Raw genomic sequence first — 15,048 nt, forward strand, 5'->3', positions numbered from 1 at the left:
AATGCTGCTGGCATGGTGGCAACCGATCCAGCACCCGCGATTCTGATACTCGGCGACGAGGAGTTGCTGGCCGACCGCGCCGTGGGCGAGGTGGTCGCGGCGGCCCGGGTGGCGGACCCCGGCACCGAGGTGCACGATCTGACCGGCGGGAAGGTGGAGCCGGGGGAGCTCACCCGGCTGACCTCACCCTCGCTGTTCGGTGACAGGTCGGTGGTGGTGATCCGCTCGGCCCAGGATCTGCCCAAGGAGGTCATCGCCGAGATCGTCTCCTACGCCGCGCATCCGGCGGAGGAGACCGTGATGGTGCTCGTCCATCCCGGCGGGGTCAAGGGGAAGGCCCTGGTCGACGGGGTCAAGAAGGCCGGTGCCCAGGTGGTCACCGTTACCAAGCTGACCAAACCGGCCGAACGGCTCGCGTTCGTCAAGGCCGAGCTGAAACGGGCGGGGCGCAGCATCGGGGCCGACGCGGCCGGCGCCCTGCTCGACGCGGTGGGCAACGATCTCCGTGAACTCGCCGCCGCCTGCAGCCAGCTCGCCTTCGACACCCCGGGCAAGACCATCGACGAGGCGGCCGTCGCCCGCTACCACCGGGGCCGGGCCGAGGTCAGCGGGTTCACCGTGGCCGACTCCGCCGTCGAAGGCCGCCTGGGCGACGCTCTTGAGCAGCTCCGCTGGGCGCTCGCCACCGGAACGGCGCCTGTCCTGCTGGTGAGCGCGCTCGCCGGAGGACTGCGATCGCTGGCCAAGGTGGGTGGTGCCCCGCGCAACCTGCGTGGCGGGCAGCTCGCCAGCCACCTCGGCATGCCGCCCTGGAAGATCGACCGGGTCCAGCGGCAGTTGAACGGCTGGGGTCCCGATGGCATCGCCCGGGCGATCCAGGCCGCCGCCATTGCTGACGAACAGGTCAAGGGAGGCGGGGCGGACCCCGCCTATGCGCTGGAGCACATGATCCAGACCGTTGTCGCCAGCCGTACGGGCCGTTAGGCGGGCTGCGGGCCGGCCTCGGCGCGCCGGGGCGCGGGAAGCTGGCCGAGGACGGTCGCGGTGAGGGCCAGGGCGAAGCCGGTGAGCTGAACCGGGCTCAGGGACTGCCCGAGGACGACCCAGCCGAGTAGCGCCGCGGTGAGCGGGCTAAGGGTGCCGAGCAGGGAGACCTGGGGGGCGGGCAGCCGGGCGATGCCCCGGAACCACAGCGTGTAGGCGGCGGCCGTCCCGACGAGACCCAGCCAGAGATAGCCGCTGACGGCGGCTCCGTCCAGCGCGGGAGGCATGCCCTCGACGGCGAGGGCCACGGGGGCGATCATCAGTCCGCCCGCGGTGAGCTGCCAGCCGGTCAGGGCCAGGTCGCCCACGCCCGCGGGCTTTCCCCAGGAGCGGGTCAGGACGAGTCCGGTGGCCATGCCCGCCGCGGCGACGATGCCCGCGGCGACACCGACGGCGTCGAGGGCGGCGCCGGCCCGGAGCACGACGAGGGAGACACCCACCGTGGCCGCGATCCCGGCGAGGACGCGGTGGACCGGGACGGTCTCGCGCAGCACGGCCCGGGTGAGCCCGGCGACGAGGAGCGGCTGGATGGCGCCGAGAACTGCCGCGACGCCGCCGGGAAGCCGGTAGGCGGAGAGGAAGAGCAGGGGGAAGAACATGCCGATGTTCAGTGCGCCCAGCACCGGCGCCCGCCACCACCAGCCGCCTCTGGGGAGGACCCGGGTTACGGCGATCAGGAGCAGCCCGGCGGGGAGCGCGCGGAGCAGAGCGGTCAGCAGCGGGCGGTCCGGAGGCAGGAACTCGGTGGTCACGATGTAGGTGGAGCCCCAGACCGTGGGGGCGAAGGCGGTGGTGGCGACGAGGGCCAGACGGGGGGCGGGCACAGGAACTCCTCCAGTACGACTCGATGCTAAGTAACTTAGCAGCAAGTTATTTAGCGTCAAGCTATGATGATGCCATGAAAGATGACCCGGTTGACCGGATCGTGGCGCAGTGGCGGCGGGAGCGGCCCGAGCTGGAACCATCGCCGATGGCGGTTTTTGGGCGGATCTACCGGATCGCCCGGCTCATGGGCGATCGCGTGGAGGCGGTGTACGGGGCCTACGGCATCGGCCGGGGGGAGTTTGACGTGCTCGCCACCCTCCGTCGGGCCGGCGAGCCGTACGCCCTGTCACCCAAGGCCATGACCGCCACCCTCATGCTGACCTCCGGCGGCATGACAGGGCGGCTGGACAGGCTGGAGCGGGCGGGTCTGGTCGTCCGCGCCCCCGACCCCGATGATCGCCGGGCTCTACGCGTCAGTCTGACCGCCCGGGGGCTCGCGCTGATCGATGAGGCCGTGGCCGCGGGACTGGAGCCTCAGCACGAGGCGCTGGCCGTGCTGTCACGGGAGGACCGCGAGCGTCTCGGCGACCTGCTCAAGACTCTGCTGGGTGGCCTGGAGTAGTTCGGCGACGTGGAGGGGCATGACCCCGGGAACGCCGGAGCGCCGCGACCGGCCCGGCAGTCATCGTGGCCACGTCCCAGAAAAGCTTCCGGGAACGCCAGAACGCCGCATCCCCTTGGGGAGGATGCGGCGTCCGGAAGAACCTGGATTACTTGGCGGCCGACAGCTCGACGATGCGCTGGGCGATCGCCGACTTGCGGTTGGCGGCCTGGTTCTTGTGAATCACGCCCTTGCTGGCGGCCTTGTCCAGCTGACGGGCGGCGGCGCGCTGGAGCGCGACGGCCTCGTCCACGTTGCCCTGGTCGGCAGCCTCGCGGAACTTGCGGACCGCCGTCTTCAGGGACGACTTGACAGCCTTGTTACGCAGCCGGGCCTTCTCGTTCTGCCGGTTGCGCTTGATCTGGGACTTGATGTTCGCCACGAAGAAGCCTCGGTGAATGTCGTCGGAGTGGGGCGCGCGGGCAGAGAGGGCGCGCCACACGCAGTTGAACAGGCTACCGTCTGCCCGGACGGTCGCTCAAATCGACTGCCTGGACAGAGGGATGCGGGATTAGCTTACCGTGCGGTTCTCACGGGTGGGACCAGAAACGCTCGTATTCCGCCCAGTCTTCCGCCGTGGCCGCGAAGTCGACGTACAGCGCCAGCCCGAACCGCTCGCGGGGCCTGCCGTGGGCGGTCAGCGCCAGCCGCGCGCCCTCGGCCGCGGCCGCGACGCTCTCCGCCGCGTCGAGCCAGGACGCGCCGTGGTCGTGATAGGCGGGGGCGCCGATCAGCAGGGTCTTCTCCGGCGGCACGAGCTCCAGCGCGATGGTGCCCTGCCGCGTGACGTGGCCGCCGTAGAGCAGTTCGGAGGGGAGGTAGGAGTCGTAGGTCATGATCGCCACCTGGTCGGTGCGGGCCGCGACCTCTTTGAAGTAGTCGGGCGCCCAGTACTTGTCGTGGCCGGTGACGGCGCGGGCGGCCGGGCGTGTCATCGGGAACGGCTCGATCTGCGGGGTCGCGGTGGAGAGCAGGCCGTCGCCGACGATCGCGCGCGTCCGGGTCAGCAGGTCCAGAAAATCGGTGTCGCCGCTGCCGACCGGTTCGAAGTTGTAGTGCACGCCGTCGAATCCGGCCGCCATGATGTGGCTCGCGCCGTCCAGCACGCGCTGCTTGGCGGCCGGGTCGTCGAGATCGAGGCGGTGGCCGTCGACCTTCTGCCCGAGCCAGGCCGAGACCCGGACCTTGGGTAGCTCCGCACGCCACCACTTCAGGAAATCGCGGGCTTTGGGGTATTTCGCCGCCGGGAGCGCCCCGTCGTAGTCGAACGGGCCCGAATGGACGTACACGTCCTTGATCCCCGTTTTGCGCAGCCGGGTGGCCAGGGCCTTCACATCGGCGGCGCTCTTGCGGCCGTCGACCCACGCGTGGCCGAGCCACAGGGCGTCGTGGCCGGTGGTTTTGGCCCACGGAGCCGGTGTCCCGGTAAACTGGATGGTAAGGGTGGCCGCGGCCACTCCTGGCAGCAGAAGGAGGACGGCAGCCACCACCGCGAGAAACCGCAGGCCGCGCCGTGCTCTGGTCCGGGCAATCACCCGGACATGTCACCATGGAAGATGGCTGGTATGCCAGCCGTCGATCGTCATCAATCCCGTCGAAACGGACACCGGTGCGCATTCAGCCTGGCCAGACCGATCCCGCGGTGATCCGCAACTTCTGCATCATCGCGCATATCGACCACGGCAAGTCGACGCTTGCCGACCGCATGTTGCAGATCACCGGCGTGGTCGACGACCGCTCCATGCGCGCCCAGTACCTCGACCGGATGGACATCGAGCGCGAGCGCGGCATCACCATCAAGTCGCAGGCGGTCCGGCTGCCGTGGCAGGCGGACGGTGTCGACTACGTCCTCAACATGATCGACACTCCCGGGCACGTCGACTTCACCTACGAGGTCTCCCGCTCGCTCCAGGCGTGTGAGGGCGCGATCCTGCTGGTCGACGCCGCGCAGGGGATCGAGGCGCAGACCCTGGCCAACCTCTATCTGGCCATGAACAACGACATGACGATCATTCCGGTGCTCAACAAGATCGACCTGCCGGCCGCGCAGCCCGAGAAGTACGCCGCGGAGATCGCCCACCTCATCGGCTGTGACCCGGAGGACGTGCTCAAGGTCTCCGGCAAGACCGGCGTGGGTGTCCGGGAGCTGCTCGACCATGTCGTCCAGCACGTCCCGGCGCCGGTCGGCGACGCCGACGCGCCCGCCCGTGCGCTGATCTTCGACTCCGTCTACGACACCTACCGCGGCGTGATCACCTATGTCCGGGTCATGGACGGTCATCTGGGCAAGCGCGAGCGCATCCTGATGATGTCCACCACCGCGGCCCACGAGACCCTGGAGATCGGGGTCATCTCGCCGGAGCCGAAGATCGCCGACAAGGGGCTCGGCGTCGGCGAGGTGGGCTACCTGATCACCGGTGTGAAGGACGTCCGCCAGTCGCGGGTCGGTGACACGGTCACCTCCGTCGCGCGGCCGGCCGCCGAGGCGCTCAGCGGCTATGAGCACCCCAAGCCCATGGTGTTCTCGGGCCTCTACCCGATCGACGGCGACGACTACCCCGAGCTCCGCGAGGCACTGGACAAGCTCCAGCTCAACGACGCCGCCCTGGTCTACGAGCCGGAGACCTCCGCGGCCCTCGGCTTCGGCTTCCGCTGCGGCTTCCTCGGCCTGCTCCACATGGAGATCGTCCGTGAGCGACTGGAGCGCGAGTTCAACCTCTCGCTCATCTCCACCGCGCCCAACGTGGTCTACCAGGTGATCATGGAGGACGGCACGGAGGTCACCGTCACCAACCCGTCGGAGTTCCCCACGGGCAAGGTCGACAAGGTCTTCGAGCCGATGGTGAAGTCCACGGTGCTGGTCCCCTCGGAGTTCATCGGGGCCATCATGGAGCTCTGCCAGAACCGCCGGGGCAACCTGCAGGGCATGGACTACCTGTCCGAGGACCGCGTCGAGATCCGCTACACCATGCCGCTCGGTGAGATCATCTTCGACTTCTTCGACCAGCTCAAGTCCCGCACGCGCGGCTACGCCTCGCTGGACTACGAGCCCTCGGGCGAGCAGGAGTCCGACCTGGTCAAGGTCGACATCCTGCTCCAGGGAGAGGCCGTGGACGCCTTCAGCGCCATCGTCCACAAGGACAAGGCCTACGCCTACGGCGTCGAGATGGCCAAGAAGCTCCGCGAGCTCATCCCCAGGCAGCAGTTCGAGGTCCCGATCCAGGCCGCCATCGGCGCCCGCGTCATCGCCCGTGAGAACATCCGCGCCATCCGCAAGGACGTCCTCGCCAAGTGCTACGGCGGCGACATCTCCCGTAAGCGCAAGCTGCTGGAGAAGCAGAAGGAGGGCAAGAAGCGGATGAAGATGGTCGGCCGCGTCGAGGTCCCCCAGGAGGCCTTCGTCGCCGCGCTGTCCACCGAGTCGTCCGTCGACAAGGCCAAGAAGTAACCTCCGTCCGGCTCGGGAACGGCCCGAGCCGGACAGGGTGAGCCCGGAGAGGGCCGCCTCAGCGCAGGAGGCTGTAGAGCGCCGAGGTCAGCGAGGCCTTGGCGTCGTCCTGGTCGACGGACCACATCATGGAGCCGCCGAGACCCTTGAGACGGATGTAGGCCGCCTTCTGGAGCAGCGTGGCCGGGTCGTCGTAGGACCAGAACTCGTTGCCGTCGTAGAGCCAGACGCTGCCGGTCAGCAGGTCGCGGTAGCGCTTGCCGGGCTTGCCCACCAGGTTCTTGTAGTCGTCGCTGCCCGCCGCCCAGGTGCCGGGGGCTGGGCCGGCGGCGGTGCCGTACAGGCCGTTTCTGCCGCCGGTGACGCCGGTCCAGCCCTGGCCGTACGCCGGGACGCCGACCACGATCTTCTTGGCCGGGGCGCCGCGCGACAGGTAGTCGCGGACGGTCTGGTCCACGCTGTACTTCACCGGGTTGGGGTCGCGCCGGTCGGTGAGCAGGTTGCCGTTGTGACCGGTACGGGTCTCCCATGAGCCGTGCAGGTCATAACCCTGGACGGTGGCGAAGGTGAGCTGCGTGAAGACGTCGCGGACCTCGAAGCCCGAGTCGATCTTCGCCGCCGCCGCGGGCAGGAAGGCGGTCAGCTCGGTGCGCCGGTCGAACCCGTTCATCTGGCGGCGCAGTTCGGTGACGAACAGCGTGAAGTTCCGCCTGTCCTCGGGACGGATGACGTTGCCCTCGTCGCCGGAGGAGCCGGGCCACTCCCAGTCGAGGTCGATGCCGTCGAACACGCCTGCTCCGGTGCCGGGGGCGGTGCCCGGCAGGTTGCCCTTGAGCCACAGGTCGATGCAGGAGGAGGCCAGCCTGGCGCGTCCCTCGGGGGTCAGCACCGCGTCGGAGAAGTATTTCGAGCCGGTCCAGCCACCGAGGGAGATCAGCGTCTTGAGGCCGGGGTGCTTGGCCTTGAGTTTCTTCAACTGGTTCAGGTTGCCGTTCAGTGCCTGGCCCTCGGCGTCGGCGACGCCGTCCACGCTCTGCTCGGCGGCCACCGGGCGCTGCCAGTCCGCCCACGCGTCGGCGGAGACGCAGTCGCCCTCGGGGCCGACGAATCCGAAGGCGTAGTTGATGTGCGTCAGTTTGGCGGCGGCGCCGCTGATGTCCAGGTCCCTGACGTGGTAGTCGCGGCCGTAGACACCCCACTGGATGAAGTACGCGACCCGCTTGAAGCGGTCGCCGTGGTCCGGCCCGGTCTGGGCCTGAGCAGGGGCCTGTACGGCTGTCGCCGCGAGGCCGGCGGCGAGGGCCGCCGCGAGCATGTGCCGGAGGAGTCTCTGCACGGGCTTCTCCACCTACTTGGAGTGGTAACTTATAGGAAACTTTCCTTTAAGTTTTCACGGATCGTAGACCTGGGTGATCTACGCGTCAACGGTCCGCCGGAGATTCGCCACCCGGCCGGCGACCCCCGCGACGTGCCCGGCCGCCCGCTCCGCCGTACCGGGCATCGGGGCGGGAGCGGCAGACTTGGTGTCGTGCCATCCACTCTTCCCGACGGCGATCCCGTACCGGCCTCTGGCCGGCTCCCCGACAGCGCGCTCCGCGGGCTCGGCGGCCGGCCCTTCGGTTTCTACGTCCACGTGCCCTTCTGCGTGACCCGCTGCGGCTACTGCGACTTCAACACCTACACGGCGTCCGAGCTCGGTCCCGGCGCCTCGCACCGGGACTACGCCGACACCGCCATCGACGAAGTACGGCGGGCGCGCGCCAACCTCGGCGACGTGGACCTGCCGGTCGAGACCGTGTTCTTCGGCGGAGGCACCCCGACCCTGCTGCCCGCGGGGGATCTGGTCCGGATCCTGGGTGCGATCGAGGATGAGTTCGGGCTCACTCCCGGAGCCGAGGTGACCACCGAGGCCAACCCCGAGTCCGTGGACCGGGCCTACCTGGCCGAGCTGCGCGGTGGCGGGTTCACCCGGATGAGCTTCGGCATGCAGAGCGCCCGCGAGCACGTGCTCGAGGTGCTGGACCGCCGGCACACCCCCGGCCGCCCGGCGCGCGCCGTGCGGGAGGCCAGGGAGGCCGGGTTCGACCACGTCAACCTCGACCTGATCTACAGCACGCCGGGGGAGAGCGACGACGACTGGCGCGCCTCGCTGGCAGCGGCGATCGAGGCCGGTCCCGACCACGTGTCGGCCTACTCGTTGATCGTGGAGGACGGCACCAGGCTGGCGGCCAGGATCCGGCGCGGTGAGCTGCCGATGCCCGACGACGACGTGGCCGCCGACCGTTATCTCATCGCCGACACCATGCTTGCCGAGGCCGGGTTCGAGTGGTACGAGGTGTCTAACTGGGCGACCTCGGAGGCCGGGCGCTGCCGTCACAACCTGCTCTACTGGACCGGTGGCGACTGGTGGGGCGTCGGCCCCGGCGCGCACAGCCACGTCGGTGGCACCCGGTGGTGGAACGTCAAGCATCCGGCGGCCTATGCCCAGCGCCTGGCCTCCGGCGTCTCGCCCGCGCACGCGCGCGAGGTGCTGGCTCCGGAGGACAGGGCGGTGGAGCGGCTGATGCTGGAGCTCAGGCTCGCCCAGGGCTTCCCGCTCAGAGAGATCGAACGGCCGCCGGTGGTCGCCCGGGCGCTGGCCGACGGCCTGCTGGAGGTGGAGCCGTTCAAGGCGGGCCGTGCGGTGCTGACGCTGCGCGGCCGTCTTCTGGCCGACGCGCTGGTGCGCGATCTGACCTGAGACCGTCCGTGATCAGCTGACGAAGCGGATGTTCATCGGATAGCGGTAGTTCTCGCCTCGGTTGGCCGCTACGGCGGCGAGGATCATCCAGATGATCGACCCGATCCAGACCACGAACATCAGGACGAAGCCGATCAGGACGAACGCCAGGACCCAGGAGACGGTGTAGGCGATCAACAGGGTGAGCTGGAAGTTGAGCGCCTCCGCCGCCTGGGTCCGCACGTAGGGGGACTCGTCCTTCTTCACCAGGTACAGCACCAGAGGGCCGACGAACCAGGTCAGCAGGCCCAGCAGATGGGCGAGCATGGCCATGGTGGTGTCATCGCCGCCGGGCCGGGGGCCGTACATCCCCGGCGGTGCCGGGTGTCCGTAACCGGGCGGCGGTCCGTACGGACCAGGTGGCGGGTAGCCGCCCTGGTAGCCGTGGCCGCCCGGTCCGTACGGCGGGATGGGTGGTGGGTAACCCTGGCCGGGCTGGGGGGAGCCGGGCTGGGGCGGTTGGCCGACGTGTCTGGTGTGCTCGTCGTCCGCGGGCTCGCGCCACGGAGTCTCGGGATTGTCGCTCATGGCCCTTCCTGAGGGGGTGAGGGGTCGGGCGTGTCCTCGCCGGGAAACGTCACAAAGTCGATCAACTCCTCGACCGGGCCGAGGAGCTCTGGTTCCAGATCGGCGTAGGTGGAGACCGATCCGAGAATGCGGCGCCAGGCGTCTCCGGGCTCCAGATCCCAGCCCAGGGCGGCGATGACCCCGTCCTTCCAGGGTACGCCGCGCGGCACCGGCGGCCAGGAGGCGATTTTCAGCACCGAGGGCTTGACCGCCTGCCAGACGTCCACAAACGGGTGCCCGGCGATCAGCACGTGCGGTGAGGAGATCTGCGCGGCGATCCGGCTCTCCTTCGAGCCGGGGACCAGGTGGTCGACGAGCACGCCCAGGCGGCGACCGGGGCCCGGTCCGAACTCCGCCACGATCGAGGGCAGGTGGTCGACCCCTTCGAGATACTCCACGACCACGCCCTCGACCCGGAGGTCATGGCCCCAGACCTTCTCCACGAGCGCGGCGTCGTGCACGCCTTCCACGTAGATCCGGCTCTCCTTGGCCACCTGGGCGCGCAGGCCCTCCACCGCGATGGAGCCCGAGGCGCTGCGCCGGGGGGTCTGCGGCGCGGAGGCGGGCCGTACCAGCGTCACCACCCTGCCCTCCAGGAGGAACGCGGCCGGCTCCAGCGGGAACAGCCGCCGTCGCCCGAACCGGTCCTCCAGGGTGACGGCCTCCTTGTCGCAGGCCACCACGGCGCCGCAGAAGCCGCCGTCGGCGTCCTCCACGACCAGGTCGAGCTCGGCGGGAACCTGGGGGATCTTCCCCTTGAGAGGGCGCCGCCAGTTCTCCGCCAGCACGTCGCGTCCGTACATCAGCCACCGCCCACTCTCTCCCCGGGGATCAAAGGGACGGTAGCAAATGCCGCGATCACCCGCCGTGTGGTCAGGAATGTCCCCGTCGCGGTGGTTGGAATCCCCCGCCTTCAGCCGTGGGGAGGAAGTCAAGTCGTCGCGTTATCGCACCCCGCGGGCGGGAGCCGTACACTTGGCACTCGGGAACACAGAGTGCCAGTCCTGGCGTTTCACGTTCGGGTGCGGACAGGGAGGTGAGCGCGGTGGTCGACGACCGTAAGCTGGCGGTGCTCCGCGCCATCGTCGAGGACTACGTGTCCACCAACGAGCCGGTGGGCTCCAAAGCCCTCGTCGAACGGCGCAACCTGGGTGTGTCGTCCGCGACCGTCCGTAACGACATGGCGGTTCTGGAGGACCAGGGCTACATCGCCCAGCCCCACACCAGCGCCGGCCGGGTCCCCACGGACAAGGGCTACCGGCTGTTCGTCGACCGGCTGTCGCAGGTGAAGCCGCTGTCGAGTGCGGAGAGGAAGGCCATCGAGACCTTCCTCGCCGGCGCCGTCGACATCGACGACGTCGTGATGCGCACGGTACGGCTGCTGGCGCAGCTTACCCGTCAGGTCGCCGTCGTGCAGTACCCCACGCTGACCAACTCCACGGTCCGCCACGTCGAGCTGGTCCCGCTGAGCGAGCGCCGGCTGATGTTCGTGCTCATCACCAACACGGGACGGGTCGAGCAGCGCGTGGTCGAGCTGCCCGACGTGGTCGACGAGACCCGCGTCGCCCATCTGCGCGCGACTCTCAACGCCTGCCTGGACGGATGCGGGCTGGCCCGCGTTCCGGACATGGTCGCCGACCTGCCCGAGCGGCTTCCGGCGGAGGACCGGCCGCTCGCGGCCACGGTTCTGTCGGTGCTGCTGGAGTCCCTGGTGGAGCGGCATGATGAGAAGATTGTTTTCGCCGGGGCCGCCAACCTCGCGGGAGCCGACTTCACCGTCGGACTCCGCGACGTGCTGGAGGCTCTGGAGGAGCAGGTCGTGCTCATGCGCCTGCTCGGTGAGACCTCCGACCTGTCGGCCCTGACGGTGCGGATCGGCTCAGAGAACCCCTATACGGGTCTCCAGGGCACATCGATCGTCGCCGCCGGATACGGTTCGGGGGACAAGCAACTGGCCCGGCTCGGTGTGCTGGGTCCGACGCGAATGAACTACCCGGTCACGATGGGCGCGGTGCGCGCGGTGGCACGCTACGTCAGCCAGATCCTGGCTGCATCCTAAGAGGTCAACTAAGTGGCTAAGAGCGACTACTACGGCACCCTCGGGGTGCGCCGTGACGCCAGTGCGGAAGAGATCAAGAAGGCGTACCGTCGTCTGGCGCGAGAGCTGCATCCTGATGTGAATCCCGATCCTGAGACCCAGGAGAGGTTCAAGGACATCACGCAGGCATACGAGGTGCTTTCCGACGCCAACAAGCGCCAGATGTACGACATGGGCGCCGACCCGTTCGCCTCGGGCGCCGGTGCGGGCGCGGGAGGTTTCGGCGCGGGTTTCCCGTTCAGCGACATCATGGACGCCTTCTTCGGCGCGGCCGGTGGCGGCGGGGGCCGTGGACCCCGGTCACGTGCCCGCCGGGGCCGCAACGCCACCATCCGGGTGGAGCTCGACCTGAGCGAGTCGGCCTTCGGCACCACCCGCGAGCTGGTGGTCGACACCGCCGTGCTCTGTGAGGTCTGCACGGGCTCCGGCGCCGCGGCCGGCACTCACCCCAGCACCTGTGACATGTGCCATGGCCGGGGTGAGGTCTCCCAGGTCACCCGGTCCTTCCTGGGCCAGGTCATGACCTCCCGGCCCTGTCCCCAGTGCGGCGGGTTCGGCTCGATCATCCGCAACCCCTGCCAGGAGTGCTCCGGCGACGGCCGGGTCCGCACGCGGCGGACCATCAAGGTCCGCATCCCGGCCGGTGTGGAGGACGGCACCCACATCCAGCTCGCCGGTGAGGGCGAGATCGGCCCGGGTGGCGGGCCGCCCGGCGACCTGTTCCTGGAGATCGTCGAGCGCTCGCACGAGATCTTCGAACGCCGGGGTGACGACCTGCACTGCACCGTGCAGATCCCGATGACCGCGGCCTCGCTCGGCACCATCCTGACCATGGAGACGCTCGACGGCGCGGAGGAGCTCGACATCCGGCCGGGTACCCAGTCCGGGCAGACCATCCCGCTCTACGGCCGCGGCGTCCAGCACCTCAACGAGACCGGCCGCGGCGACCTGCTGATCCACGTCAACGTGGAGACACCCGCCCGCCTCGACCCGGCTCAGGAGGAGCTCATGCGCGAGCTCGCCAAGCTCCGTGGCGAGGAGCGCCCGCCCGGCAAGTTCGCCCCCGGCCAGCAGGGGTTCTTCTCCCGGCTACGGGACGCTTTCAATGGCCGCTGACAGGGGCGTCCGCCGGCCGCGCCGGCACGTCTCCACCGGCCGATGACGGCTCCGGTCTTCCTGGCCGATCCGGCGGATCTGGTCCGGACGGAGTTCATGTTGGGTGGCCCGGAGGGACGCCACGCGGCGGCCGTACGGCGGCTGCGGGCCGGAGAGCGGCTTGACCTGACCGACGGCGCGGGCACTGTGGCCGAGTGCGTGGTCCGAGACGCGGGCAAGGACTCCCTCCGCGTCGAGGTGCTGCGCCGCTACGACGTGCCGGCCCCGCGACCCCGCCTGGTCGTGGTGCAGGGGCTGCCCAAGGGCGACCGGGGCGAACTGGCCGTGGAGATGATGACCGAGGCGGGGGTCGACGTGATCGTCCCCTGGGCCGCGACCCGGTCCGTCACCCAGTGGAAGGGCGAGCGTGCGGTCAAGTCGCTCAATCGCTGGCGTTCCACAGCGCGTGAGGCGGGTAAGCAGGCTCGCCGCTTCCATCTGCCCGAGGTGACCGAACCCGTCACCACCGCCGGGGTCGCCGCGCTGCTGTTGGAGGCGGCCCTGGGCATCGTGCTGCACGAGGAGGCGGCCTCCCCGCTCTCCACGCTGGAGCTCCCCGGCGCCGGTGACATCGTCGTGGTGGTCGGCCCCGAGGGCGGGGTCGCCGAGGAGGAGCTCGCCGCGTTCCGCGCGGCGGGAGCCGTACCGGCGCTGCTCGGACCGACGGTGCTGCGCACCTCGACGGCCGGGGTCGCCGCGGCGGCGGTGCTTCTGGCGCGCACCGGCCGCTGGTGACCTCCTAGCGGTTGGAGGAGATGGAGGCCGGTGCCTCCGTCGGCATCGGAGGCGCCGATTCGTCGGACGGCGGGCACTCCTCGACCGGGCACGGTCTCTCCGAGGGGACGGCGGACTCCGAGGGGTTCACCGCCGGTGTCTCGCACTCCTCAGGGAGCTTCTCGGGTCCGTCCGGCGTGTTCTCGGGGAGCGTCGTGGGGCACGTGGCGGACGGCGTGGGCTTCGGGGCCGGTTTCTGGGTGGCTCTCGGGGTGGGCGGGGGACTGGGCTCGGTACTCCTGGGGGCCGGCGCGGGTGCCGTGGTGCTCGACCCCTGCCTGGTGACGGCCGGGGGCTGGTCGTTGTTCGAGGGGGCCCGCGAGGTGGCGGACATGTCGGGCGTGGTCGACTGGGTGAAGTTGACCTCCCCGCTGTTCACCGTCTGACTCACCTGCTCGCGGAATTCCGGGACCACCATGACGACGGTGGCCGCGACCAGGACGGCTCCCGCAACGGAGGCGCCGGCGCGCCACCACATCAGCCCGCGGAGCCCGCGTCGCTCCACGCGGGCGCGGATGATCTCCAGTCCGTCCGGGGAGGGAACGACCGAGTCCGCCTCCGCGCTGAGGACACGGCGGAGCAGCTCGCCGTACTCGTCGGGGGAGTCGGTCATGACAGTTGCTCCAGTGAGGTTCGTAGGGCGGCCATACCGCGAGCCGTGTGACTCTTGACCGCGCCCTTGCTGATGCCCATGGCGTGGGCGATCTGCGCTTCCGACAGGTCTCCGTAGTAGCGCAGGACCAGCGCCTCCCGCTGACGTGCGGGCAGACCTCGAAGGGCCTCGATGACGGCGGACCGCTCGAACTCCCCGATCGCGCCGTTCTCGGCGCTCGGCGCGTCCGGCATGCCCTTGGGGGCGTACTTCTCCACGACCGCCCGGTGCCGGAGCACCGAGCGTGATCGGTTGACGACCGACTGGCGCAGATAGGCGAGTGCCTTGTCGGTGTCACGCAGGCGACGCCAGGCGCCATGAATGGCGACGAACGCATCCTGCACGACTTCCTCCGCGGTTGCCATATCGCGGACGAGTAACACAGCGAGACGCACAAGCGACCGGTAATGCGCGCTGTACAGCGCGGTAACGGCCATGTCGGCATCCCATCCGACGGGCACCGCCCCCAGCGACCTGTCGGCCACGAGAGTCTCGGTGGTCACATCAGTGGGACGCTCGGCCTTCCCAGAGGGTTTACGCTCTTCCGGTTCATTAGGGGGCATGACCCAGTCGTGTCCTCGCCAGGCGGCCATATCGTGCGAATCACAATGGTCTGCAGTTGTTGAAGTTTGCACACCCACCATATCCGGGTGGATCTTCCTTTGCTGGCGATGCACCATCACCGATTGGCAACGTCCCGGGGAGATAGGGTGCCTGCATGGTGAGCGAGGCCGACTGCCTGTTCTGCAAGATCGTGGCCGGGGAGATTCCCGCGAAGATCGTCCATGAGACCGATCGCACGCTGGCCTTCCGCGACGTCAACCCGCAGGCGCCCACGCACGTGCTCGTGGTCCCCAAGGACCATTACCCTGACGCGGCCGCGCTGGCCGCGGTCGACCACGGACTCGCCGACGACGTGCTCAAGGCGGCGCACGCGGTGGCCGAGCAGGAGGGTGTCGCCGATTCGGGATACCGCCTGGTCTTCAACACCGGCGCAGGGGCGGGCCAGACCGTCTTCCACGTGCACGTACACGTGCTGGGCGGGCGCGGCCTGACCTGGCCGCCCGGCTGAAACCGGTAAGCGCGACAGCGTCGATCACGGATA

General features: G+C 69.7%; 16 protein-coding genes. 8 read left to right on the forward strand and 8 right to left on the reverse strand.

From position 1 onward, the window contains the following. Nucleotides 1–12 precede the first annotated feature (12 nt). Nucleotides 13–984, forward strand: a complete 972-nt coding sequence (holA, locus tag ACIN94_RS15490) for a DNA polymerase III subunit delta (RefSeq protein WP_400705510.1) — start codon at nucleotides 13–15, stop codon at nucleotides 982–984. Here the strand turns inward: holA and ACIN94_RS15495 are convergent. Next, nucleotides 981–1,868, reverse strand: a complete 888-nt coding sequence (locus ACIN94_RS15495) for an EamA family transporter (RefSeq protein ID WP_400705513.1) — start codon at nucleotides 1,866–1,868, stop codon at nucleotides 981–983. The two genes, holA and ACIN94_RS15495, sit on opposite strands and share 4 nt — an antisense overlap. 74 nt (nucleotides 1,869–1,942) lie before the next feature. Between ACIN94_RS15495 and ACIN94_RS15500 the strand changes: the two genes are divergently transcribed. Next, complete coding sequence (locus ACIN94_RS15500) at nucleotides 1,943–2,431, forward strand: MarR family winged helix-turn-helix transcriptional regulator (protein ID WP_400705516.1); 489 nt, start codon at nucleotides 1,943–1,945, stop codon at nucleotides 2,429–2,431. A 148-nt stretch (nucleotides 2,432–2,579) separates the two neighbouring features. On the opposite strand, the gene rpsT is transcribed toward ACIN94_RS15500, so the two are convergent. Continuing rightward, complete coding sequence (gene rpsT / locus ACIN94_RS15505) at nucleotides 2,580–2,852, reverse strand: 30S ribosomal protein S20 (protein ID WP_400705519.1); 273 nt, start codon at nucleotides 2,850–2,852, stop codon at nucleotides 2,580–2,582. 148 nt (nucleotides 2,853–3,000) lie between these two features. Beyond that, complete coding sequence (locus ACIN94_RS15510; protein WP_400705522.1) at nucleotides 3,001–4,005, reverse strand: hypothetical protein; 1,005 nt, start codon at nucleotides 4,003–4,005, stop codon at nucleotides 3,001–3,003. A 74-nt stretch (nucleotides 4,006–4,079) separates the two neighbouring features. Between ACIN94_RS15510 and lepA the strand changes: the two genes are divergently transcribed. After that, on the forward strand, nucleotides 4,080–5,918 hold the full coding sequence (gene lepA, locus ACIN94_RS15515) for a translation elongation factor 4 (protein WP_400705525.1): 1,839 nt from the start codon (nucleotides 4,080–4,082) through the stop codon (nucleotides 5,916–5,918). A 58-nt stretch (nucleotides 5,919–5,976) separates the two neighbouring features. Here the strand turns inward: lepA and ACIN94_RS15520 are convergent, their stop codons facing one another. Then, nucleotides 5,977–7,254: a glycoside hydrolase family 18 protein gene (locus tag ACIN94_RS15520; protein WP_400705528.1), complete on the reverse strand. Its 1,278-nt coding sequence runs from the start codon at nucleotides 7,252–7,254 to the stop codon at nucleotides 5,977–5,979. Between the two features lie 192 nt (nucleotides 7,255–7,446). Between ACIN94_RS15520 and hemW the strand changes: the two genes are divergently transcribed. After that, the gene (gene hemW, locus ACIN94_RS15525; RefSeq protein WP_400705531.1) at nucleotides 7,447–8,658 is read left to right on the forward strand and encodes a radical SAM family heme chaperone HemW; all 1,212 of its coding nucleotides are present in this window, start codon (nucleotides 7,447–7,449) and stop codon (nucleotides 8,656–8,658) included. Between the two features lie 12 nt (nucleotides 8,659–8,670). Here hemW and ACIN94_RS15530 read toward each other — a convergent pair whose 3' ends face one another. Together ACIN94_RS15530 and ACIN94_RS15535 are read right to left on the reverse strand one after the other, a co-directional pair. Continuing rightward, a complete protein-coding gene (locus tag ACIN94_RS15530) occupies nucleotides 8,671–9,225 on the reverse strand; it encodes a DUF4870 domain-containing protein (RefSeq protein ID WP_400705535.1) in 555 nt (184 codons plus the stop codon). Continuing rightward, entirely contained in the window at nucleotides 9,222–10,067 is an 846-nt protein-coding gene (locus tag ACIN94_RS15535; RefSeq protein WP_400705538.1) for a DUF3097 domain-containing protein, read from the reverse strand. The genes ACIN94_RS15530 and ACIN94_RS15535 overlap by 4 nt, the downstream gene beginning before the upstream one ends. 242 nt (nucleotides 10,068–10,309) lie before the next feature. Here ACIN94_RS15535 and hrcA point away from each other — a divergent pair, with 242 nt between their 5' ends. Genes hrcA through ACIN94_RS15550 form a run of 3 tightly spaced genes read left to right on the forward strand, consistent with a single transcriptional unit; the run spans nucleotide 10,310 to nucleotide 13,252 of the window. Beyond that, nucleotides 10,310–11,323 carry a heat-inducible transcriptional repressor HrcA gene (gene hrcA, locus ACIN94_RS15540; RefSeq protein WP_400705541.1) on the forward strand — a complete coding sequence of 338 codons (1,014 nt, stop codon included), beginning with the start codon at nucleotides 10,310–10,312 and terminating at the stop codon, nucleotides 11,321–11,323. Nucleotides 11,324–11,335: 12 nt separating this feature from the next. Beyond that, nucleotides 11,336–12,478 carry a molecular chaperone DnaJ gene (gene dnaJ, locus ACIN94_RS15545; protein WP_400705544.1) on the forward strand — a complete coding sequence of 381 codons (1,143 nt, stop codon included), beginning with the start codon at nucleotides 11,336–11,338 and terminating at the stop codon, nucleotides 12,476–12,478. A gap of 42 nt (nucleotides 12,479–12,520) precedes the next feature. Continuing rightward, nucleotides 12,521–13,252, forward strand: a complete 732-nt coding sequence (locus tag ACIN94_RS15550; protein ID WP_400705547.1) for a 16S rRNA (uracil(1498)-N(3))-methyltransferase — start codon at nucleotides 12,521–12,523, stop codon at nucleotides 13,250–13,252. Nucleotides 13,253–13,256: 4 nt separating this feature from the next. Here the strand turns inward: ACIN94_RS15550 and ACIN94_RS15555 are convergent, their stop codons facing one another. Both ACIN94_RS15555 and ACIN94_RS15560 read right to left on the reverse strand, forming a co-directional pair. Next, nucleotides 13,257–13,904, reverse strand: coding sequence for a hypothetical protein (locus ACIN94_RS15555; protein WP_400705550.1), 648 nt, complete (start codon nucleotides 13,902–13,904; stop codon nucleotides 13,257–13,259). Continuing rightward, nucleotides 13,901–14,380, reverse strand: coding sequence for a SigE family RNA polymerase sigma factor (locus ACIN94_RS15560; protein ID WP_043655278.1), 480 nt, complete (start codon nucleotides 14,378–14,380; stop codon nucleotides 13,901–13,903). Before ACIN94_RS15560 ends, ACIN94_RS15555 begins: the two co-directional genes overlap by 4 nt. A 284-nt stretch (nucleotides 14,381–14,664) precedes the next feature. On the opposite strand from ACIN94_RS15560, the gene ACIN94_RS15565 reads away from it, so the two are divergent. After that, nucleotides 14,665–15,015: a histidine triad nucleotide-binding protein gene (locus tag ACIN94_RS15565; protein WP_400705868.1), complete on the forward strand. Its 351-nt coding sequence runs from the start codon at nucleotides 14,665–14,667 to the stop codon at nucleotides 15,013–15,015. Nucleotides 15,016–15,048: the final 33 nt, after the last annotated feature.

The organism is Streptosporangium sp. NPDC087985, from assembly GCF_044741965.1.
In the GTDB taxonomy this organism is placed as follows: Bacteria; Actinomycetota; Actinomycetes; order Streptosporangiales; family Streptosporangiaceae; genus Streptosporangium.

Bases quoted from the DNA above. Each gene is read 5' to 3' on its own strand.
- holA (WP_400705510.1), top strand. From the start codon at position 13: ATGGTGGCAACCGATCCAGCACCCGCGATTCTGATACTCGGCGACGAG.
- ACIN94_RS15500 (WP_400705516.1), top strand. From the start codon at position 1,943: ATGAAAGATGACCCGGTTGACCGGATCGTGGCGCAGTGGCGGCGGGAG.
- ACIN94_RS15530 (WP_400705535.1), bottom strand. From the start codon at position 9,225: ATGAGCGACAATCCCGAGACTCCGTGGCGCGAGCCCGCGGACGACGAG.
- ACIN94_RS15535 (WP_400705538.1), bottom strand. From the start codon at position 10,067: ATGTACGGACGCGACGTGCTGGCGGAGAACTGGCGGCGCCCTCTCAAG.
- ACIN94_RS15550 (WP_400705547.1), top strand. From the start codon at position 12,521: ATGACGGCTCCGGTCTTCCTGGCCGATCCGGCGGATCTGGTCCGGACG.
- ACIN94_RS15555 (WP_400705550.1), bottom strand. From the start codon at position 13,904: ATGACCGACTCCCCCGACGAGTACGGCGAGCTGCTCCGCCGTGTCCTC.
- ACIN94_RS15560 (WP_043655278.1), bottom strand. From the start codon at position 14,380: ATGGCCGTTACCGCGCTGTACAGCGCGCATTACCGGTCGCTTGTGCGT.